Genomic DNA, 21,855 nt, shown 5'->3' on the forward strand with positions numbered 1-21,855 from the left:
CCATGGATTTCTCCCGCTTCTTCATCGACCGGCCGATCTTCGCCGCCGTGTTGTCGATCGTGATCTTCGCCGCCGGCCTGATCGCGATCCCGTTGTTGCCGATCGGCGAGTACCCGGAAGTGGTGCCGCCGTCGGTGGTGGTGCGCACGGTGTATCCGGGCGCCAATCCCAAGGTGATCGCCGAGACCGTGGCGACGCCGCTGGAAGAGGCCATCAACGGGGTCGAGGACATGATGTATTTCAAGTCCGTCGCCGGTTCCGATGGCGTGCTGCAGCTGACCGTGACCTTCAAGCCGGGCACCGATGCCGATGAGGCCGCGGTGCGCGTGCAGAACCGCGTGGCGCAGGCACTGGCACGGTTGCCGGAGGACGTGCGGCGGCAGGGCGTGACCACGCAGAAGCAGTCGCCGGTGTTCCTGATGGTGGTGCACCTGGTGTCGAAGGACGGCAAGTACGACTCGCTGTACCTGCGCAACTACATGCGCCTGCACGTCAAGGACGAACTGGCGAAGATCGCCGGCGTGGGCGATGCGCAACTGTTCGGCGGTGGCGACTACGCCATGCGCCTGTGGCTGGATCCGGACAAGGTCGCCGCGCGCGGCCTGACCGCCGGTGATGTGTTGCGCGCGGTGCGCGAACAGAACGTGCAGGTCTCGGCCGGCCAGCTGGGCGCGGAGCCGATGCCGAACGGCAGCGATTTCCTGCTGCCGATCAATGCCAAGGGCCGCCTGGAAACCGTGGCCGAGTTCGGCGACATCGTGCTGGAGAGCGGCGCGGATGGCGAGATCGTGCGCCTGCGCGACGTCGCCCGCATCGAGCTGGCCGCCGGCGATTACACCTTGCGCGCACGCCTCGACGGCAACAACGCGGCGGCGATCGGCATCTTCCAGGCGCCGGGCGCGAATGCCCTGCAGATCCGCGATGCGGTGGTGGCGAAGATGGACGAACTGCGTCCGACCCTGCCGCCGGGGTGGAGATCCAGTCGATCTACGACACCACGATCTTCGTGCGCGACTCGATCAAGGCAGTGGTGACCACGCTGCTGGAAGCAACCTTGCTGGTGGTACTGGTGGTGATCCTGTTCCTGCAGACCTGGCGCGCCTCGATCATTCCATTGCTGGCGGTGCCGGTATCGGTGGTCGGTACCTTCGCGGTGCTGTACGTGCTCGGGTACTCGATCAACACGCTGACGTTGTTCGGGTTGGTGCTGGCGATCGGCATCGTGGTCGATGACGCGATCGTGGTGGTCGAGAACGTGGAGCGCCACATCGAACACGGGTCTTCACCGCTGGAAGCCGCGCACCTGGCGATGCGTGAAGTGTCCGGGCCGATCATCGCGATTGCCCTGGTGCTGTGCGCGGTGTTCGTGCCGATGGCGTTCATGAGCGGCGTCACCGGCCAGTTCTACAAGCAGTTCGCGGTGACGATTGCCATCTCGACGGTGATCTCGGCGATCAATTCGCTGACCCTGTCGCCGGCCCTGGCGGCCAAGCTGCTGAAGCCGCGCGATGCGGCGAAGGACGCGCCGTCGCGGCTGATCGATCGTGCGTTCGGCTGGTTGTTCCGCCCGTTCAATCGCTTCTTCAAGCGCAACTCGGAACGTTACGAAGGCGCGGTGTCGCGCGCGCTGGGCCGTCGCGGCGCAGTGTTCGCGGTGTACGCGGTGTTGCTGGTCGGTGCGGCCTTCATGTTCAAGATCGTGCCCTCGGGCTTCATCCCGGTGCAGGACAAGCTGTACCTGATCGCCGGGGTGAAGATGCCGGAAGGTGCCTCGATCGAACGCACCGATGCCGCGCTGAAGAAGATGGCGGCGATCGCGAAGGGCGTGGACGGCGTGGCCCATGAGGTCGCCTTCCCCGGCCTCAATCCGCTGCAGTTCACCAACACCCCGAACAGCGGCGTGGTGTTCTTCACCCTGGATCCCTTCAGCGAGCGCTCGCGCAGCGCGGCGGAGATCACCGCCGAGCTCAACCAGAAGTTCTCGAGCATCCAGGAAGGCTTCACCTTCGCCTTCATGCCGCCGCCGATCCAGGGACTGGGCAATGGTTCGGGCTGGTCGCTGTTCGTCGAGGACCGCACGCGGCTGGGCTACGGCGAATTGCAGGGCGCGGTGCAGGCCTTCCAGGGCGCGGCCTCGCAGGCACCGGGGCTGGGCTTCCCGATCAGCAGTTACCAGGCCAACGTGCCGCAGCTGGATGTCGAGGTCGACCGGGTCAAGGCGAAGGCGCAGGGTGTGCCGCTGACCGAGTTGTTCGACACCCTGCAGGCGTACCTGGGCTCCGCTTACGTCAACGACTTCAACATGTTCGGCCGCACCTGGCAGGTGATCGCCCAGGCCGATGGTTCGTTCCGCGACAACGTGGAGGACATCGCCAACCTGCGCACCCGCAACGCCGCCGGCGAGATGGTGCCGCTTGGCAGCATGGTGCAGGTGAAGCAGAGCTACGGCCCGGACCCGGTGATCCGTTTCAACGGCTATCCCGCTGCCGATCTGCTCGGCGAGGCCGACCCGCGCGTGCTGTCCTCCGGCGAGGCGATGGCCAAGGTCACCGAACTGGCGCGGCAGGTGCTGCCCACCGGCATGGCGATCGAATGGAGCGACCTGAGCTACCAGCAGGCCACCCAGGGCAAGGCCGCACTGGTGGTGTTCCCGCTGGCGGTGCTGCTGGCCTTCCTGGTGCTGGCCGCGCTGTACGAAAGCTGGACCTTGCCGCTCGCGGTGATCCTGATCGTGCCGATGACCCTGCTGTCCGCGCTGTTCGGCGTGTGGCTGGCCGGCGGCGACAACAACGTGTTCGTGCAGGTCGGCCTGGTCGTGCTGATGGGACTGGCCTGCAAGAACGCGATCCTGATCGTCGAGTTCGCCCGCGAGCTGGAACTGCAGGGCAAGGGCATCGTCGAGTCCGCGCTGGAAGCCTGCCGCCTGCGCCTGCGGCCGATCGTGATGACCTCGGTCGCGTTCATCGCCGGCACCGTGCCGCTGGTGCTGTCGCATGGCGCCGGCGCCGAAGTGCGCTCGATCACCGGCATCACCGTGTTCGCCGGGATGCTCGGCGTGACCCTGTTCGGGCTGTTCCTGACCCCGGTGTTCTACGTCGCCCTGCGCAAGCTGGCCAACCGTCCGCTGGTGTCGCATGCGCCGCATGCCATCGCGGCACCGGCGCATTCCTGATCGATGTCGATTCCCCGATCTCTTCTTCCACTTTCCCCCGACGAATTTCCTCCCCGCACAAGGCAAACCAATGAACGCGAATACGAACAAGATCGCCCTCGTCACCGGCGCCACCCGTGGCATCGGCCTGGAAACCGTCCGCCAGCTCGCCGCGACCGGCGTGCACACGCTGCTGGCCGGTCGCAATCGCGACAAGGCGGTCGAGGCCGCACTCACCCTGCAGGCGCAAGGCCTGCCGGTCGAAGCCATTGCCCTGGACGTCACCGACAGCGCCAGCATCGCCGCGGCCGCGCAGGAGATCGAACGAAAGCACGGCAAGCTGGACATCCTGGTCAACAACGCCGGGATCATGGTCGATGAGGCGGACAAGGGCGTGTCCGGTCAGTCGCTCGCCACCTGGCGCACGACGTTCGATACGAACCTGTTCGGCCTGATCGACACCACCCAGGCGCTGCTGCCGCTGCTGCGCAAGTCCGATGCCGGCCGCATCGTCAATGTCTCCAGCCTGCTCGGCTCGATCTCCGAACACCAGAACCCGGCGTCCTTCATCTACGAGTTCAAGGGCGTGCCGGCCTACAACGTGTCGAAAAGCGCAGTGAACGCGTGGACCGTGCACCTGGCGCACGAATTGAAGGACAGCGGCATCAAGGTCAACACCATCCATCCGGGCTACGTGCAGACCGACATGAACAAGTCCGGCGACCAGCAGAACGGCGAGCTGTCCGTACCAGATGGCGCGCGCACCAGCGTGCAGCTGGCCCTGATCGGCAACGACGGTCCCACCGGTGGTTACTACTACTTCGATCAGGTGCTGCCGTGGTGATTCGCCCGCTCGCGTTGGCGCTGGTTACCGCGTTGCTGTCCGCGTGCGCGGTCGGTCCCGACTTCGTGCGTCCCACGCTGGCGGTGCCGGCGCAGTTCATGCATGCGGCGAACGCCGACACGACAGCGAACGCAGCGACCACGGCCGAAGATGCCGAATTCTGGCGCGGCTTCGACGATCCGCTGCTGACGCAGTTGGTCGAGCAGGCATTGGTTGCCAATCACGACCTGCGCATCGCCTTGGCGAATGTCGATCGCGCGGAGGCGATGCGTCGCGGCAGCCGGCTCGACGCGCTGCCGCAGATCACCGCGGATGCCGATGCCTCCAGGAGCCGCGCCAGCGCCGATCAACTGCCTGGCGCTGCGCGCAACGATCGCGATGTGGACAGCGTCGCAGCGAATGCGCGTGCGTCATGGGAACTGGATCTGCTCGGGCGCGTGCGCCGCGGCATCGAGGCCTCCAATGCCGATGCCGCCGCATCGCATGCCGATCTGCGCGCCATGCAGGTCGCGATCGTCGGCGACATCGCGCGGAGTTACGTCGGCTTGCGCGGCTTGCAGGAACGCGCGCGGGTCGCCCGCGCGAACGCCGACAACCAGCGCGAGACATTGACACTGGTGCAGGCGCGCTTCGACGCCGGCCGCGACAACGCGTTCGACACCGCCCGCGCACGCGCGCAACGCGAGGCCACGCTGGCGCAGGTGGCCGCACTCGACGCCGAAGTCGGCATCGCCATCCATCGAATCGCCGTGCTGGCCGGACGCATGCCGGACGCACTGGATGCCGAACTGTCCGCGGTCGCGCCGCTGCCCGCGGTGCCGGCTGCGCCGGATCCCGGCACGCCAGGCGAATTGCTGCGCCGCCGTCCTGACGTGGCCGCCGCCGAGCAACGCCTGCACGCGGCCACCGCGCGCATCGGCGTGGCCACCGCCGACCTGTTCCCGCGCTTCACCCTGGGCGCATTGATCGGCTCGCAGGCAGCGACCGGCAGCGCATTGTTCGGCGGCGACAGCGAGACCGGCCTGGTCGCGCTGGGGATCGACTGGAGCTTCCTCGACGCCGGTCGCGTGCGCGCACGCATCGCCGCCGCCGATGCCGATGCACAGGCGGCGCTGGCGCAGTACGAACGCAGCGTGTTGCTCTCGCTGCGCGACACCGGTGATGCGCTGCTGCGACTCGACCAGGCGCGCATCGAGGACACGCATCTGCAGCAGGCCGCCAGCGACAGCGCCGAGGCCGCACGGCTGGCGCGGGTGCGCTTCCAGGCGGGAGCCTCCGACCTGCTGGAAGTATTGGACGCCGAACGCACGCGCCTGTCCGCCGAAGATGCCTTCGCCGCGGCGCGCACCCGCTCGGTCGCCAGTGCCATCGCCTTGCACCAGGCGCTGGCGGGTGGCTGGCCGCAGCGTTCGCCGCGCCGCATCGGCGTGGCCGACACGGATTGAGCCACGCATCGACGCCGCAGCCACCGCGGTTCGCTACCATGCCCATCCCCACGCAAAGCCGGAGCCGCCATGGCCGATGACGATCGCCGCACCGATGACGTCCGCAACGCGGTCAGCCGCGCGCAGGCCGAGGACGCGGTGCGCGTCCTGCTGCGCTGGTCCGGCGACGATCCCGAGCGCGAGGGCTTGCTGGACACGCCCAAGCGCGTGGCCAAGGCCTACGAGGACTGGTTCAGCGGCTACGCGCTGGATCCGGACGAGTACATGGCGCGCACCTTCGAGGAAGTCGCCGGCTACGACGAGATGATCGTGCTTCGCGACATCGAATACGAAAGCCATTGCGAACACCACATGGCGCCGATCATCGGCAAAGTCCACATCGGCTACCTGCCGGACGGTAAGGTGGTCGGCATCAGCAAACTCGCGCGCGTGGTCGAGGCCTATGCGCGGCGCTTCCAGGTGCAGGAGAAGATGACCGCGCAGATCGCCAACTGCATCCAGCGCGCGCTGCATCCGCGCGGCGTGGGCGTGGTGGTGGAAGGCGCGCACGAATGCATGACCACCCGCGGCATCCACAAGCGCGGGGTGTCGATGGTGACCTCGAAGATGCTCGGCGGCTTCCGCGACGACGCCCGCACCCGCAGCGAATTCCTGCGTTTCATCGATGTCGGCGGCAAGCGCTGACGACCTGCTCGACGTGCTTGTGGTCGGCGCCGGTCCTGCCGGGCTGACCGCCGCCACGTATCTCGCGCGGTTCCATCGGCGCTTCGCCGTGGTCGATGCCGGCAAGAGCCGCGCGCGCTGGATCCCGACCAGCCACAACTGCCCGGGGTTTCCTTCAGGCATCGGCGGCGATGCCCTGCTGGGCAAGTTGCGCGAGCAGGCGGAAAGCTTCGGCGTATGCATCGACGAAGGCCGGATCGAACGCCTGCAGCACGATGGCGACGCATTCGCAGCGACCGCCGCGGATGGCCGCACGTGGCGCGCGCGCTTCGTGTTGCTGGCGACCGGCGTGGTCGACGTGATGCCGGCAATGGACGGCCTGGAGGCCGGGATCGCCTCGCATGCAGTTCGGCTGTGTGCGGTTTGCGACGGCTACGAAGCCAGCGACGCCGAGATCGCGGTGCTGGCGCCGGTCGATGACGCGATCCGCCACGCCGCGTTCCTGCGCAGTTTCTCGCAACGGGTTGCGGCGATTCCGAGCGAGGCCGGCGCGCCCTCGCCCGAATGCGTCGAAGTGGCGAAACAGGCCGGCATCGAACTGCTGCCGACGGCGCTTGCGATGCACTGCGACGACAGCGGTTGCGTGGTCGAGACCGAAGCCGGTACCCGCCGCTTTGACACGCTCTACCCGGTGCTGGGCAGCGATGCGCAGTCGCAGTTGGCCAGCGAGCTAGGCGCAGCGGTGGACGACAACGGCGAGCTCATCGTCGACGCACGCATGCAGACCAATGTCGACGGGCTGTACGCCGTCGGCGATGTGGTCAGCGCGCTCAACCAGATCAGCGTGGCGATGGGTCATGCGGCGATCGCGGCCTCGGCGCTGCACGGCCGACTACCGGCCAACTGGCGCGAGCGGCAGGTTGACGTCTGATTTTGCCCGGATAAAATGAAGGCCTCGTTCCGGAGGTCGCATGTCCAGTCCATCCCTGCGTTGCACCGCGTTTTCCGGTCCGCAACGGATCGCCACGGGCGAGCTCCGGCATGTGGCGATGAAGGCCAAGCAGGCCTACGACCTGCATCCGGAGCGGCCGGTGCTGGTATTCGACGACGCCGACGGCCGCACCGTCGAGGTCCCGCTGGAACTGCCCGCCGCCGACCTGCTGCGCCTGCTCGCGCAACCGCAACTGGCGGCCAGCACGGACGCCGCGCCGGCACCGCGCAAGCCGGGCCGACCGAAGCTGGGCGTGGTCGCCCGCGAGATCACCCTGCTGCCGCGCCATTGGGATTGGTTGGCGGCGCAACCGGGTGGGGCCTCGGTCGCATTGCGGCGATTGGTGGAAGACGCGCGCAAGGTGTCCTCCGCCGACGACCGCCGCCGCGCCGCGCAGGAGGCGACCTTCCGCTTCATGCAGGCGATGGCCGGCGATGCACCCGGTTTCGAGGACGCGTCGCGCGCACTGTTCGCCGGCGACGTGTCCCGTTTCGAGGGACATGTCGCGCGCTGGGCCGACGATGTGCGCGATCACGCGATGTGGCTGGCCACGGATGCCTTCGGCAGCTGACAATCGCGCGTCGCGCCGATCGCGGCGCCAGCAACGAACGCGTCATCCGTCACCGAATGACGCAGTCCCTCAACGGAATTCCACTTGAACGCACTCCTGGCTCCAGGCGCACGCAATGCCGCGCTGGTCTTCATCTTCATCACCGTGCTGATCGACGTGCTGGCGTTCGGGGTGATCATCCCGGTGCTGCCGCACCTGGTGCAGGAATTCGTCGGCGGCGACACCTCCACCGCGGCGTACTGGACCGGTGCGTTCGCGTTCTCGTTCTCGCTGGTGCAGTTCTTCAGCGCACCGATCCAGGGTGCGCTGTCCGACCGCTACGGTCGCCGTCCGGTGATCCTGATTTCGTGCCTCGGCCTGGGCCTGGACTTCGTGTTCATGGCGCTGGCACCGAGCCTGGCCTGGCTGTTCGTCGGCCGGATCATCTCGGCGGTGACCTCGGCCAGCTTCACCACCGCGAATGCCTACATCGCCGACGTCACCGCGCCCGAGGGGCGGGCCAAGGCGTTCGGCATGATCGGCGCGGCGTTCGGGTTGGGCTTCATCGTCGGGCCGTTGATCGGCGGCGTGCTGGGCGACATCGACCATCGCCTGCCGTTCTGGTTCGCGGCGGGGCTCGCGCTGATCAACTTCTGCTACGGCCTGTTCGTACTGCCGGAATCGTTGCACAAGGACAAGCGCACGCCGCGCTTCGACTGGACCCATGCCAAGCCGATGGGTGGGGTGAAGATGCTGCGCGACTACCCGCAGATCTGGGGCCTGGTCGCGGTGGTGTTCATCGCCAACTTCGCCCACTACGTCTACCCGAGCACCTTCGTGCTGTTCGCCGACGCGGCCTACGGCTGGAAGGAAAAGCAGGCAGGCTATGTGCTGTCGGTGGTCGGCGTGCTCAGCGTGATCGTCAACGTGTTGCTGGTCGGCCGGCTGGTGAAGGCATTCGGCGAACGTCGCGCGGTGATGTTCGGGCTGGCCTGCGGCACGTTGGGATTCCTGATCTACGGACTCGCGGGCACCGGCTGGATGTTCATGCTCGGCCTGCCGATCAGCGCGCTGTGGGCGATCGCCGCGCCGGCCACGCAGGCGCTGATCACCAAGCAGGTACCGGCGGATGCGCAGGGCCGCATCCAGGGTTCGATGAGCAGTCTGGTGTCGCTGGCCGGGATCTTCGCGCCGGCGCTGTTCGCGGGCGCATTCGGCTTCTTCATCGGCCCGCTTGCGCCGGTGCGCATGCCCGGGATTGCGTTCCTGATCGCGTCGTTACTGCTGGCGATCGCCGCCTTCGTGGCCTGGCGGTTCACCGATTCCGCGCACCTGCCGGCGAAGGCCGCAGGCGAACCCGCGGCCTGAGCGCGCCGCGCGCGATCAGCCGCAGCTGATCCGTTCGATGGTGCCGCTCGCGTCCTGGTGGATGTTCACCCGGTCCTCGCGGTAATCCATCGTGACCGCCTGGCCGGGCTTGATCGAGCGCATGGTTTTCGCGCCGGAGGCCTTGAACGCGGCCTGCACATTGGCGTCGCTGGCGGGCTTGCCGACGTGCGACTGCGCGGGCTCGGCATTGCAGGTGCCGGTGCCGGCAGTGGCGTCTTCAGCCGCGGGTTGCGAGGCGCAGGCGGCCAGTGCGAACACGGTGGGCAGCAGAAACAAGGGGCGCAGCGACATGAGCGGATTCCCGGGAATGTGATGCTGTGAGCATGGTCGGGCGCGGATTAAGCCCGCGTGCATGGCTTCCGGCAGTCGCGATTCCGAAGCCGCGGACTACGATGGTCGATCACGTCCCTGCTCCGGAGTTGCCGATGAATCGTCGCCTGTTGCCCGTCGCCCTGTCGCTGCTGCTTGCCGGCGGCGTCCACGCGCAGGATCCGTCATCGATACCGCCGCCGCGCGACGTGGCGTACTCGCCGGGCACGATCCGGCTCGACGTCGATGCCACCAACCTCACCCAGCGCATCTTCAGGATCAAGCAGACCATCCCGGTGCACGCCGGCCCGCTCGCCTTGCTGTATCCGGCCTGGGTACCGGGCGGGCATTCGCCGCGCGGTGCGATCGACAAGATCGCCGGGCTGGTGTTCAAGGCGGACGGCCGCACCATTCCGTGGAAGCGCGACACCCTCAACGTGCACGCATTCCATCTCGACGTGCCGCAGGGCGTATCCGAGATCACCGCGGAGTTCGATTTCCTCACCGCCACCGGCAGCGGCCAGGGCCGGGTGGTGATGACCCCGCGCATGCTCAACCTGCAGTTCCTCTCCACCGTGCTGTACCCGGCCGGGCACTACGCCGGCAAGATCCAGTTCGACCCGCGGGTGACCTACCCGTCCGGCTGGACCGCGTTCACCGCGCTGCACGAACAGGGCCGCAGCGGCGACACGGTGGATTACGAAGACGTGCCGCTGGACATCCTGGTCGACTCGCCGGTGTATGCCGGCCGCCATGCGAAGAACATCGACCTGACCCCGGCCGGCAGCAAGGTGCCGGTGCGCCTGGGCGTGGTGGCCGATGCCGCGAAATTCCTCGAAGCCAAGCCCGCGCAGATCGCCATCCACAAGGCGATGGTCGAGCAGACATTGAAGCTGTTCGGTGCGCAGCACTACGACCACTACCAGTTCCTGTTCTCGCTGTCGGGACAGATGGGCGGCAACGGCCTGGAACACCAGCGCTCCAGCGAGAACGGCCTGGGCACCGACTACTTCACAGGCTGGAACGAGAAGTCCGGCTTCAGCGACCTGCTGGCGCACGAGTTCGTGCATTCGTGGAACGGCAAATACCGCCGTGGCGCCGACCTGTGGACGCCGAACTTCAACGTGCCGATGCAGGACAGCCTGCTGTGGGTCTACGAAGGGCAGACCCAGTACTGGGGCAACGTGCTCGCCGCGCGCAGCGGCATGCGACCGCTGGCGGCCTCGCGCGATGCGCTGGCGCTGGTCGCGGCCACTTACGCGGACAATCGCGCGGGCCTGCAGTGGCGCGGCATCCAGGACACCACCAACGACCCGATCGTGGTCGGTCGCGCGGCGCGCGCCTACCTGAACTACCAGATGAGCGAGGACTATTACCGCGGCGGCCAGATGATATGGCTGGAAGCCGACGCGCTGATCCGCGCGAAGAGCGCTGGCCGCAAGTCGCTGGACGATTTCGCGCGCGCGTTCTTCGGCGTCAACGACGGCGAATGGAAAGTGCAGAACACCTACACCTTCGAGGACGTGGTCGCCACGCTCGAAGGCGTGCAGCCGCACGACTGGAAAACGTTCCTGCGCGATCGCCTGGACGGCAAGGTCGGGCTCGCCGGCGGCATCGAGGCCAGCGGCTGGAAGCTGGTCTACAAGGACGAGCCGAACGCCTACGCCAAGGCCAGTGCGCGTGGCGGCGGTGCCGATTACACCTACTCGCTCGGTCTGTCGCTCAACAAGGAGGGCGTGATCGGCGACGTGCGCTGGGATGGCCCGGCGTTCAAGGCCGGCATCGGCAGCGGCACTACCGTGGTCGCGGTCAACGGCCTGGCCTACGACAAGGACGTGCTGGACGAGGCGGTGACCGCGGCGAAGACCGGTGCGCCGATCGAACTGATGCTGCGCGACTTCGACATCTATCGCACGATCAAGCTCGATTACCGCGGTGGCTTGCGCTATCCGCACCTGGAGCGGATCGAAGGCAAGCCGGACACCCTCACGCCGATCCTGAGCGCACGCAAGTAACCGCGTCGTTGCAGATCTGCCCGACACGCGCGTTGACGTTCAGTTTCAACGCGCGTGTTCAGCGACATCAACGCGGCGTGGCGGTTATCGTCGTGGCATGCGCACGTTTCGGTTCCCCGCCACCTTGCTCGCAGCCGCCTTGCTGGCGGGTTGCGCGGGTCCCGCGACGCGCAATGATGCGCCGGCGGCCGGCGTTGCAACCGTGTCCGCACCGGGCTTGATCGACACGACATCTTCGATGCCGCCATCGGCCACCCCCCGCCGATGCGCCTGCTCGAACGCCTCAACCGCCTTGCACCGGAACTCGATACCGGTGTGCTCGCATTGGCACTGGAAGCGCGCGCCTGCGCGCTGCGCAACGGCGAGGTGGATGACGACGCAAAACTTGCTGTCATCGACTACTCGCGCCCATCCACCGAAAAGCGCTTGTGGGTGTTCGACATGACCCGCGATGCGCTGCTGTTCAACGAACACGTGGCCCACGGTTCCGGCACCGGCGACAACCTCGCGACACGCTTCTCCAACGAGGAAGGCAGCCATGCCACCAGCCTGGGCCTGTTTCGCACCGCCGAGACCTACCAGGGCGGCAACGGCTATTCGCTGCGCATGGACGGACTGGATCCCGGCTTCAATGATCGTGCGCGGTCGCGTGCCATCGTCATGCACGGCGCCTGGTACGTGAACCCCGACCTGATCCGCACCCAGGGCCGCCTCGGTCGCAGCCAGGGCTGCCCGGCGTTGCGCGAACAGGTGGCGAAGGTCGTCATCGACACCCTCAAGCAGCGCCAGCTGCTGTTCGCCTACGCCGACGACGCCGCGTTCCTGCAACGTGGTCGCAGCTTTGCCTGCGATGGCCGCAGCGCCGGGCAGATCCTTGCCGCAGCGCGTGCGGGAACGGCATTGGGTGCGGGTGCATCGGTGGGCGCGGTCGCCGCGCCCTGAGGCGGCACGATTTCGCCGCCATCAGCAGCATGTCGTAGCCCGGGTAAGGCCAACGGCCGCACCCGGTTAAAAATTTGAACGGCACGAAGAGCCCCGGGTGCGCTTCGCTTGCCCGGGCTACGCTGGTTCGCTTGCGGTATGGAAAACGAAGCCCGCTTGCGCGGGCTTCGATGTTTCAGTGCTTCGGCGGGCTCAAGCCGCCTGCACCACCCGCAACGGATTCGCCCATTCCCTCAACAACTCGGCTTCGCGCGCCTTGGCCTTGTGCAGGTGCGCTTCCTTGACGTGGCCGTAGCCGCGGATCTGTTCGGGGATGCTGGCGATGTCGGCGGCCAGGTCGACGTTGCCTGCGTCGAGCTTTTCGAACAGCGCGCTGACGGTCTTCTCGTATTCGCCGATCAGCGCACGCTCGCCACGGCGTTCGGCGGTGTAGCCGAACACGTCCAGCGGAGTGCCACGCAGGCCGCGCAGCTTCGCCATCAGGCTGAAGGCAGTGAGCATCCAGCTGCCGTATTCCTTCTTCTGCAGCTGGCCCTGCGCGTTCTTCTTCGCGAACAACGGCGGCGCGAGGTGGAAGTGGATCTTGTAGTCGCCCTCGAACTGCTGCTGCAGCCGGCGCTTGAAATCGCCGCTGGTGTACAGGCGCGCCACTTCGTACTCGTCCTTGTAGGCCATCAGCTTGAAGAAGTAGCGGGCCACCGCTTCCGACAGGTCGGTGCTGCCCGGGGCCTTCGCGGTTTCCGTCGCGCGCACCTTGGCCACGAAGTCGCTGTAGCGCTTCGCGTAGCCGGCGTTCTGGTATTCGGTGAGGAAGGCGACGCGACGCGCGATCACTTCGTCCAGCGAACGCGACAGGCGCGCGTCGTCCAGCGGCAGGAAGGCGATCTCGCCGCTGTTGCTGGCCGGCACGTGGCGCAATTCATCCTCGCTGCGGGTGGCGACCGCATGCGGATTGAGGCCGGACTCGGCACCTTCATTGTTGGTGGCGCCGAGCATCGGCAACGGCAATGCGGTGCGTTCGGACGTCGTCTGCGCATTGCGGACGATGCCGGCCGCTTCGACCACCGCGTCGAGATCCACCACGGCCAGTCGGCCCCAGGCGAATGCGGTCTTGTTCATCTCCACCGCAGCGCCGTTGAGTTCGATCGCGCGCATCAGCGCATCGAACGAGATCGGCACCAGGCCCTGCTGCCAGGCGTAGCCGAGCATGAACAGGTTGGCCGCGATCGCATCGCCCATCAGCGCGGTGGCGATGTGGGTGGCGTCGATCAGCAGCGGTGCCTCGCCGTTGAGCGCGGAGCTCACGGCTTTCACGATGTCGGCGGCGGGGAACTGCATGTCCGGACGGGTGGTGAACGTGCCCGGCATCGCCTCGTAGGTGTTCATCACCACGGTGCTGCGCTCGGGACGGATCTTCGACAGCACCCAGTAGTCGTTGACCACCACCATGTCGCAGCCCAGCACCAGGTCGGCTTCGCCGGCGGCGATGCGCACTGCGTGGATATCGGCCGGCGATTTGGCGATGCGGATATGCGTGGTGACTGCGCCGCCCTTCTGGGCGAGGCCGGTCTGGTCGAGCACGCTGGAGCCCTTGCCTTCCAGGTGCCCGGCCATGCCGAGCAATGCGCCGATCGTCACCACGCCGGTGCCACCGACACCGGTGATCAGGATGTTCCAGGGCTGCGACAGATCGCTGCGGATTTGCGGCGCGGGAATCGCCGCCAGCTTGTCGGCGGCGTTCACTTTCCTGCCCTTGCGCGGCTTGCCGCCGTGCACGGTGACGAAGCTGGGGCAGAAGCCCTCGACGCAGCTGTAGTCCTTGTTGCAGTTGCTCTGGTCGATCTCGCGCTTGCGGCCGAACTCGGTGTCCTTCGGCAGCACGCTGACGCAGAAGCTCTTGACGCCGCAATCGCCGCAGCCTTCGCAGACCAGCGAATTCACCACCACGCGCTTCTGCGGATCGACGACCTTGCCGCGCTTGCGGCGGCGGCGCTTCTCGGTGGCGCAGGTCTGGTCGAAGATCAGGATCGAGACGCCCTTCACCTCGCGCAACTGCTTCTGCACGGCGTCGAGTTCGCGCCGGTCGTGGAAGCTGACGCCGCTCGGGAAGATCGACGGATCGGTCCATTTGTCGATGTCGTCGCTGAGCAACACGATCGTCTGCACACCCTCGGCGCGCATCTGGTGGGCGATCTGCGGCACGGTCAGGGTGCCGTCGACCGGCTGGCCGCCGGTCATCGCCACCGCGTCGTTGTAGAGGATCTTGTAGGTGATGTTGGCGCCAGCGGCGATCGACTGGCGGATCGCCAGCGAGCCACTGTGGAAGTACGTGCCATCGCCCAGGTTCTGGAAGATGTGCTGCGTCTCGGTGAACGCCGCCTGGCCCGCCCAGGTCACGCCTTCGCCGCCCATGTGGGTGAAGGTGTCGGTGCTGCGGTCCATCCACGTGACCATGTAGTGGCAGCCGATGCCGCCCTGCGCGCGCGAGCCTTCCGGCACCTTGGTGCTGCTGTTGTGCGGGCAGCCGGAGCAGTAATGCGGCACGCGCGGGAAGTTGGCGCGCGGCAGGGCGAGCTCGCCTTCCTTGTTCTCCATCCAGCGCAACACGTCGCGGATGTGTTCGCTGTCGTGGAAGCGCTGGATGCGCTTGGCCATGACGCCGGCGATGCGCGCGGGCGTGAGTTCGCCAGTGCTCGGCAGGATCCATTCGCCGGATTCGTCGTACTTGCCGACGATGCTCGGGCGCTTGCCGTCGAAGTTGTAGAACAGCTCCTTCATCTGCGACTCGATGAAGGAATGCTTTTCCTCGACCACGAGGATGTCTTCCAGCCCGCGCACGAAGGCGCGAATGCCGACCGGCTCCAGCGGCCAGGTCATGCCGACCTTGTACACGCGGATGCCGAGGTCGCGGCAGGCGGCTTCATCCAGACCGAGGTATTCCAGCGCCTGCAGCACGTCGAGGTACGACTTGCCGGTGGTGACGATGCCGAGCCGCGCATTCGGCGAATCCACCACGATGCGATCGATGCCGTTGGCGCGCGCGAATGCCTGCGCGGCCTTGACCGCGTAGCGATGCAGGCGCATCTCCTGGTCCAGCGGCGGATCCGGCCAGCGGATGTTGAGGCCGCCGGCGGGCATCTCGAAGTCGGCATCGCCCGGCACCACGATCTGCATCGCGAACGGATCGACATCCACCGAGGCCGACGACTCCACCGTTTCCGCGATGGTCTTGAAGCCGACCCAGCGCCCAGTGAAGCGCGACATCGCGAACCCGAGCAGGCCCATGTCGAGGATGTCCTGCACGCCGGCCGGGTTGAGCACCGGCATCATCGCGCTGACGAATTCGTGCTCGCTGCCATGCGGCAAGGTCGAGCTGCGGCAGTTGTGGTCGTCCGCGGCGAGTGCGAGCACGCCGCCGTTGCGCGAGGTGCCCGCGGCATTCGCGTGCTTGAACACGTCGCCGCAGCGATCCACGCCCGGGCCCTTGCCGTACCACATGCCGAACACGCCATCCACGGTCGCGCCCGGGAACAGGCCCGGCTGCTGGGTGCCCCAGACCATGGTCGCGCCGAGGTCCTCGTTGAGGCCGGGCTGGAACTTCACCTTGGAGGATTCGAGGTGCTTCTTCGCCCGCCACAGCTCCAGGTCGAAGCCGCCCAGCGGCGAGCCGCGATAGCCGCTGATGAAGCCGGCGGTATTCAGCCCGGCGCGTTCGTCGCGCAGCTTCTGCATCAACGGCAGCCGCACCAGCGCCTGCACCCCGCTCAGGTAGATGCGCCCCTGGGTGCGGCGGTACTTGTCCTCCAGCGTGTAGTCGGCATCCACAACCGAATTGGTGAGGGCGGTATTCGCCGAAGAGGGCGAGGAGAGTTCGGCGGTGCTGGTCATGGCGGCGGCTTGATCCGGCAGGGCGCGTGTCAGGCGCTTGGGCAAAGACCGGCCATTTTAGCAGCGGCCCGGACGCACCCCATGCGCCGGCGGATGGCGGCTAAGATCGCGCCGATGAACATGCCACCGCAACGGATTGCCCTGGTCGCCATCGTGGTGTTGTTGCTGGCGGGTGGGGCTGCGTGGTGGTGGCAGGCCAGGAAGCTTGCTCCGGGTGTGCAGGCGGCGCGTACCGAGGCTCGGGCTGTCGCTGCGAAACCCGCATCGCGGATGCATGGCGCGTCGTCTGTCGCATCCGGCGAAAGCAAATCCGATCCGGTGGTGATGGCGGCGATGGAGCAGTGTGGCGAGGCTCTGATGGCAGGCATGCGCGAGCGGGCGAGGCAACTGTCCGTGCGCGATGACTCGGCGTCTCAGCTGGCGTCCGCGCTGACCCCGTATCTTGAGGATGGGACGCCTCCGAGCCGGGACGAGGATCTCGAACGCCTGCTGGCCGAACGCCAGGTCAAACAGCAGCGCGCCTTCAAGCGTGCACGCGAACTGGATCCGACCCATCCCGACATCACCTGGCTGGCTGCGGAAAAGTGTGTCGAGGGTCCCGGGTGCGAAGCGGTACAGCAGGCTGCGCTGCAAGCGGAGCCGGACAATGCTGCAGTCTGGTTGCGTGCGATGACCTGGGCGCGCATGCGCAAGGACGATGCCGCGATGGAGAACGCCTTCAAGCGCGCGGTTGCCGCCCCGCACTACGACACACACCGTGGCAGCACCCTGTTGGCGGTCATGGAGGGCTATGCGGGCCTGGCCACACCGCCGATCTGCATGGCCCCCGGGGTGCAGGCGCTCGCAAGCCAGGAATTGCCGGGCGGACGCTCGCTCGATGCCATGACGTTCGTCGAAATCATGGCGATGGCCGGTGAGGCGGCGAACGTCATGTACGGGATGGAGCTGCGCACCCTGTGCAAGTCAGGGGAAGGGGACGTCCTGCCGCGCGGCCGCCAGGCCGACTGCGTGCGGCTCTACAGCACGATGGCCAGCGACCCAAGTGCGGTGGAGCAGTGGAGGGCGCTTTCGCAGCTGGTTGAGCTGACCGCCGATGCGCCCGAAGGGCCGGCGCATCGCGAGCGATTCCGTCAGTTGCAATGGCTGATGCAGGAGCAACGCAAGGACTGGAAGCAGTTCGGCATGGACTCCGATGGGGTTGAGGCCATGCAGGAAACGCTGGCGAAGGTCGGCCGCTGGCCTCCGCCGGCAGAGTGGCTGCCAAAGGACGAGCGCGCCCGTAGCCTGATCCTGACCGGCCGTCCGCCGCCGGAAAAGAAACCCAAGTAACCCCGTAGCCCGGGTAGAGCGCAGCGAACCCCGGGGCTTCTGAACCGACGACGGCAATTCGCGCCTGACCGATCCGTTCCGGGAGATCGTTGGAGCGACCGGTGTGCCGATGTTGTGTCCCGGGTTTCGCTGCGCTCTACCCGGGCTACAACAGCCGTGGCGTTATTCCCTGCCACCAATCCAGCTACGCTGCACGTGCATGTCGCTATCCAGCAGCACCAAATCCGCGCGATAGCCCGGCGCGATGCGCCCACGTTCGCCGCCGATGCCGAGAAACTCGGCTGGATACTGCGCGGCCATGCGGCAGGCTTCCTCCAGCGGCAAGCCGAGCAACTGCACGCTGTTGCGCACGGCGCTGGCCATGTCCAGCGCGGAACCGGCGAGCGCGCCGGCGGCGTTGCGGACCACGCCGTCGACCGCGGTGATGGTTTCGCCGTAGAGATCGAACGACGGATCATCCGCACCGACCATCGGCATCGCGTCGGTGACCAGGAACACCTTGCCGCGCGGCTTGGCCGCCAGCGCGACGCGCAAACTCGCCGGGTGTACGTGCACGCCATCGACAATCACGCCGCACCAGCAGCCGTCGTCTTCCAGCGCGGCACCGACCGCGCCGGGATCGCGGCCCTGCAGTGGCGACATCGCGTTGTAGAGGTGGGTGAAGCCGGTGATGCCGGCATCGATGCCCGCGCGGATTTCGTCGTAGTTGCCGGCGGTGTGGCCGGCAGTGACGATGCCGCCACGTTCGACGATCGCGCGGATCGCTTCCGCCGGCACGCGTTCCGGTGCCAGCGTCAGCAGGCTGATGCCGTTGTCGAGCGACGTTGCCATCGCGAGTTCGTCCGCGTCGGGCACGCGGAACTTGGCGTCGTCGTGGGTACCCTTCCTTGCCGGCGCCAGATACGGGCCTTCCAGGTGGATGCCGAGCACGCCGGGCACGCCCGTGGCGATCGCATCACGGGTGGCGTTGATCGCGCGCTGCATCACTTCGGCATCGTCGCTGATCAACGTGGGCAAAAATCCGGTGGTGCCGAACCGGCGATGCGCGCGGCCGATCGCGGCGATGGCCTCGACCGAGGTGTCGTTGTTGAACAGCACGCCGCCGCCGCCGTTGACCTGCGCGTCGATGAAGCCGGGCACGAGGTAGCCGCCTTGCAGATCGATAGCTTCGCCGGCCGGTGGTTCGCCGTGCAGCACCGCGACGATGAAGCCGTCTTCCACCAGCACGCACACGTCGCGCTCGAAGCCGCGTTCGGTGAGGACGTGGGCGTTGTGGAAGATCTGCGTCGTCATGTCAGGTGGTCTCAGTGACCTTGTTGAGGTGCGGCGGCACGTCGGGATCATGCCCGCGCGCGATCGAGAGCGCATTCGCCGCGCCGTAGAACGCCTGCACGGTGAGGATCGGCGTGCAGGCCGGATGCGGCGACGGCGGCAGCGGCAACACGCCGGGTCCACTGGCGCCGGGCCGGGCCAGCCAGACTGGCGCGCCGCGCGCCTGGAACTCCGCGGCAACTGCGGCAGTGCCGGCACCGATGTCGTCGTCCTGCGCGAACACCAGCACCGGGAAGTCCGGGCCGACGATCGCCATCGGCCCGTGCTTCACCTCGGCGGAGGAGAACGCTTCCGCATGCAGGCCGCAGGTTTCCTTGAACTTCAGCGCGGCTTCCTGCGCGCCGGCGAGGCCGAGGCCGCGACCGAGCACGAACAGGTGGTCGGCCAGGCGCAGGCCGGACACCAGCGGCGACCAGTCCTGCGCCCAGGCCGCGCGCATCGCCGCAGGCAATGCATCGACCGCTGCGAGCAGTTGGGGATCGCCGCTCCAGCGCGCGGTGAGTTGCAGCAGTGCCGCCAGCGAACACAGATAACTTTTGGTCGCGGCCACGCTGGTCTCGGGGCCTGCGTGCAGCGGCAACACCGTGTCGGCAAGTTTGGCCAGCGGCGAATCCGCGACGTTGACCATCGCCAGCACGTGCGCGCCGCCGGCCTTGGCGATCTCCGCGTTGCGCAGCAGGTCGGGGCTCTTGCCGGATTGGGAGATCACCACGAACAGCGCGTCGTCCAGCCGCGGCTGCACCGCATACACCGAGCCCACCGATGGCGATGCCGACGCTGTCACCAGTCCCAGCGTGGTCTCGAACAGGTACTTGCCGTAGGTCGCGGCGTGGTCGGAACTGCCGCGCGCGCAGGTGACGATGAAGCGCGGTGGATGCGCGCGCAGGCGCTCGACCAGGGTGTCGATGGTCGCGGCGTTGGCGGCGAACTGGCGGGCGACGGCGCTCGCCGCCTCCGCCGCTTCGCTGTGCATCCAGGTGTCGGCGGCGGCGTGCATGGGCGTGGTTCCGAAGGAAAAAGGATCGAGGGATGCCGCGGGAAGGAGGTCGAGGCTCATGGGGCATGCAACTCGGCGACGAAGTCGTAGGCATCGCCGCGGTAGAAGGAACGGGTGAACTCGACCACGCGTCCGTCGTCGAGGAAGGCGCGGCGTTCGATGAAGAGACAGGGACTGCCTTCCGGCAAACCGAGCAAACGCGCCTGCTCGGCATCGAAGGCGATCGCACGCAGGCGTTGCAGCGCGCGGGTCGGGCGGATCCCGCGCAGGGCGAGCGCTTCGTACAGCGAATCGCGCAGCAGGGTCGGGTCGGGCAACACCGCCAGCGGCACGCTGCTGCGCTCCAGCGCCAGCGGCTGGCCGGCGGCGGTGCGCAGGCGATGGAAGCGCGCGACCTGCACGCCGGGCGACAGGTTCAGCGCCATCGCTTCCTCGGGCGTGGCCGCGCCGATCCCGCGTTCCAGCATCACCGACTTCGGGTCGAGCCCGCGCGCGCGCAGGTCGTCGCTGAAGCTGGTCAGCTGCGAGGACGACTTGACGATGCGTTCGGCGACGAAGGTGCCCGAGCCCTGCCGCTGCAGCAGCAGGCCGTCGGCGACCAGACCGCCGATCGCCTTGCGCACGGTGACCCGCGACAGCCCCAGCAGCGCGGCCAGTTCGCGCTCCGGCGGCAAGGCCTGGCCGATGCCGAGTACGCCGTGTTCGATCGCGTGCTGGAGGGCGCGCCGCAGGTGCTGGTAGGCCGGCGCGCGATGCGCATCGGCCTGGCGACGGAATTCGGCGAGGAGATAGCTATCCACGCCGAAAGAATACCAATCAAATACCAAATGGCAAGATCAGGGCGAAAATTGGCCGTCTCCACATGATTGGTATCTGATTCAGGCCTTCGGGCGCGGCGGTGCGGTCGAACCGCGGACCACCAGTTCGGGGCTGAAGCCCTCGTTGCGGGTGTGCCCGGGCTGTTCACGGATCTCGTCGAGCAAGCGCCGCGCGGCGTGGCGGGCGATGTCCTCGGTGGCCTGCTTGGCAGTGGTCAGCGGCGGCCAGCTCTGCTTGGAGAACGGGCTGTCCTCGAAGCCGGCGATCGACAGGTCGTACGGGACGTTGAGGCCACCCGAGCGCGCCGCGGCGAGCACGCCGGCGGCGATCTCGTCGTTGCTGCCGAAGATCGCGGTCGGCGGCTGCGCCAGTGCCAGCAATCGGCGAGCGCCGCGGAAACCGTCGTCGAAGGAATAGTCGCCCTCGACCACCAGTTCCGGATCAATGGTGATGCCGTAATCGCGCAGCGCTTCTTCGTAACCTTTGTGGCGCTCCCACGAGGAGCCGTGCGACTTGCCGCCCCACAGGAAGCCGATCCGCGCGTGGCCGAGCTGGATCAGGTGCTGGGTGATCTCGTAGGCGGCGTCGCGGTCGTCCACGTAGACGCAGGCGCTGCCGCCCTGCGGATCGGTGGCGGCGGAGACGATGCGCACCAGGCGCACGCCCTGCGCGACCAGCGCATCGACCAGTGGCTGCCGCTCGGACATCGGCGGTGCCAGCACGATGCCGGCGAGGCGCGCGTGTTGCACCAGCTCGACGATCTCGTTTGCCAGGTTCGGCGACGACGAATCGCAGGGATGGATCTGCAGGCCGTAGCCGGACTCGCGGCAGACCGAGAGCACGCCGTTCTGCATCGCGATCACGTAGTACGGGTTCGGGTTGTCGTAGAGCAGGCCGATCGCATACGACTGCGCGGTGCGCAGGCTGCGCGCCGATTGGTCCGGCAGGTAGCCGAGCCTGGCGATGGCCTGCTGCACGCGCTCGCGGGTGCGCGCATGTACGCCGGTTTCATCGTTGACGACGCGCGAGACGGTCTTCAGCGAAACCTCCGCCTGGGCGGCGACATCCTTGATCGTGGGTTTGCGCAACGTGGCCTCGCGTGGGAGCACCGGCCGCGTGGTCGCGGGCCTGGCGTGGGTAGGGCGGCGCATAGGGTAACGGTCGCCAGTTAAGCAGAAGTTTGCACGCCTG

Annotated in this window: 14 protein-coding genes and 2 pseudogenes; 10 read left to right on the top strand and 6 right to left on the bottom strand. The window is 67.5% G+C overall.

The genetic code is table 11. The features are described from left to right. Positions 1-2 precede the first annotated feature (2 nt). The 7 genes and pseudogenes from H9L16_RS05615 (at position 3) to H9L16_RS05645 (ending at position 9,012) form a co-directional block, all read left to right on the top strand. Positions 3-3,172 (top strand): annotated as a pseudogene (locus H9L16_RS05615) (efflux RND transporter permease subunit). Positions 3,173-3,242: 70 nt separating this feature from the next. Further along, a complete protein-coding gene (locus H9L16_RS05620; RefSeq protein WP_187553567.1) occupies positions 3,243-3,995 on the top strand; it encodes an SDR family oxidoreductase in 753 nt (250 codons plus the stop codon). Further along, entirely contained in the window at positions 3,989-5,440 is a 1,452-nt protein-coding gene (locus tag H9L16_RS05625; protein WP_223158176.1) for an efflux transporter outer membrane subunit, read from the top strand. The genes H9L16_RS05620 and H9L16_RS05625 overlap by 7 nt, the downstream gene beginning before the upstream one ends. Before the next feature lie 69 nt (positions 5,441-5,509). Further along, on the top strand, positions 5,510-6,124 hold the full coding sequence (gene folE, locus H9L16_RS05630; RefSeq protein ID WP_187553568.1) for a GTP cyclohydrolase I FolE: 615 nt from the start codon (positions 5,510-5,512) through the stop codon (positions 6,122-6,124). Further along, the gene (locus H9L16_RS05635) at positions 6,105-7,034 is read left to right on the top strand and encodes an NAD(P)/FAD-dependent oxidoreductase (RefSeq protein WP_229796555.1); all 930 of its coding nucleotides are present in this window, start codon (positions 6,105-6,107) and stop codon (positions 7,032-7,034) included. Before folE ends, H9L16_RS05635 begins: the two co-directional genes overlap by 20 nt. A gap of 40 nt (positions 7,035-7,074) precedes the next feature. Then, positions 7,075-7,665 carry a DUF2239 family protein gene (locus H9L16_RS05640; protein ID WP_187553569.1) on the top strand — a complete coding sequence of 197 codons (591 nt, stop codon included), beginning with the start codon at positions 7,075-7,077 and terminating at the stop codon, positions 7,663-7,665. 84 nt (positions 7,666-7,749) lie between these two features. Beyond that, positions 7,750-9,012, top strand: coding sequence for a TCR/Tet family MFS transporter (locus tag H9L16_RS05645; protein ID WP_187553570.1), 1,263 nt, complete (start codon positions 7,750-7,752; stop codon positions 9,010-9,012). Positions 9,013-9,027: 15 nt separating this feature from the next. Here H9L16_RS05645 and H9L16_RS05650 read toward each other — a convergent pair whose 3' ends face one another. Beyond that, on the bottom strand, positions 9,028-9,324 hold the full coding sequence (locus H9L16_RS05650; RefSeq protein ID WP_187553571.1) for an I78 family peptidase inhibitor: 297 nt from the start codon (positions 9,322-9,324) through the stop codon (positions 9,028-9,030). A gap of 134 nt (positions 9,325-9,458) precedes the next feature. Between H9L16_RS05650 and H9L16_RS05655 the strand changes: the two genes are divergently transcribed. After that, a complete protein-coding gene (locus H9L16_RS05655) occupies positions 9,459-11,357 on the top strand; it encodes a M61 family metallopeptidase (RefSeq protein ID WP_187553572.1) in 1,899 nt (632 codons plus the stop codon). A gap of 97 nt (positions 11,358-11,454) precedes the next feature. Next, positions 11,455-12,299: pseudogene (locus tag H9L16_RS05660) on the top strand (murein L,D-transpeptidase catalytic domain family protein). Positions 12,300-12,491: 192 nt separating this feature from the next. Here H9L16_RS05660 and H9L16_RS05665 read toward each other — a convergent pair. Beyond that, positions 12,492-16,187, bottom strand: a complete 3,696-nt coding sequence (locus H9L16_RS05665) for an indolepyruvate ferredoxin oxidoreductase family protein (protein ID WP_187553573.1) — start codon at positions 16,185-16,187, stop codon at positions 12,492-12,494. Positions 16,188-16,196: 9 nt separating this feature from the next. On the opposite strand from H9L16_RS05665, the gene H9L16_RS05670 reads away from it, so the two are divergent. Further along, the gene (locus H9L16_RS05670) at positions 16,197-17,516 is read left to right on the top strand and encodes a hypothetical protein (RefSeq protein WP_187553574.1); all 1,320 of its coding nucleotides are present in this window, start codon (positions 16,197-16,199) and stop codon (positions 17,514-17,516) included. A gap of 162 nt (positions 17,517-17,678) precedes the next feature. Here H9L16_RS05670 and nagA read toward each other — a convergent pair whose 3' ends face one another. From nagA to H9L16_RS05690, 4 genes are all read right to left on the bottom strand, one after another. Beyond that, entirely contained in the window at positions 17,679-18,809 is a 1,131-nt protein-coding gene (gene nagA / locus H9L16_RS05675; RefSeq protein ID WP_187553575.1) for an N-acetylglucosamine-6-phosphate deacetylase, read from the bottom strand. A gap of 1 nt (position 18,810) precedes the next feature. Then, positions 18,811-19,845, bottom strand: coding sequence for an SIS domain-containing protein (locus tag H9L16_RS05680; RefSeq protein ID WP_229796556.1), 1,035 nt, complete (start codon positions 19,843-19,845; stop codon positions 18,811-18,813). A gap of 56 nt (positions 19,846-19,901) precedes the next feature. Next, positions 19,902-20,645: a GntR family transcriptional regulator gene (locus tag H9L16_RS05685; protein WP_187553576.1), complete on the bottom strand. Its 744-nt coding sequence runs from the start codon at positions 20,643-20,645 to the stop codon at positions 19,902-19,904. Positions 20,646-20,723: 78 nt separating this feature from the next. Further along, the gene (locus H9L16_RS05690; protein WP_187554068.1) at positions 20,724-21,752 is read right to left on the bottom strand and encodes a LacI family DNA-binding transcriptional regulator; all 1,029 of its coding nucleotides are present in this window, start codon (positions 21,750-21,752) and stop codon (positions 20,724-20,726) included. Between the last annotated feature and the right edge of the window lie 103 nt (positions 21,753-21,855).

Source organism: Thermomonas carbonis, assembly GCF_014396975.1.
Lineage (GTDB): Bacteria > Pseudomonadota > Gammaproteobacteria > Xanthomonadales > Xanthomonadaceae > Thermomonas > Thermomonas carbonis.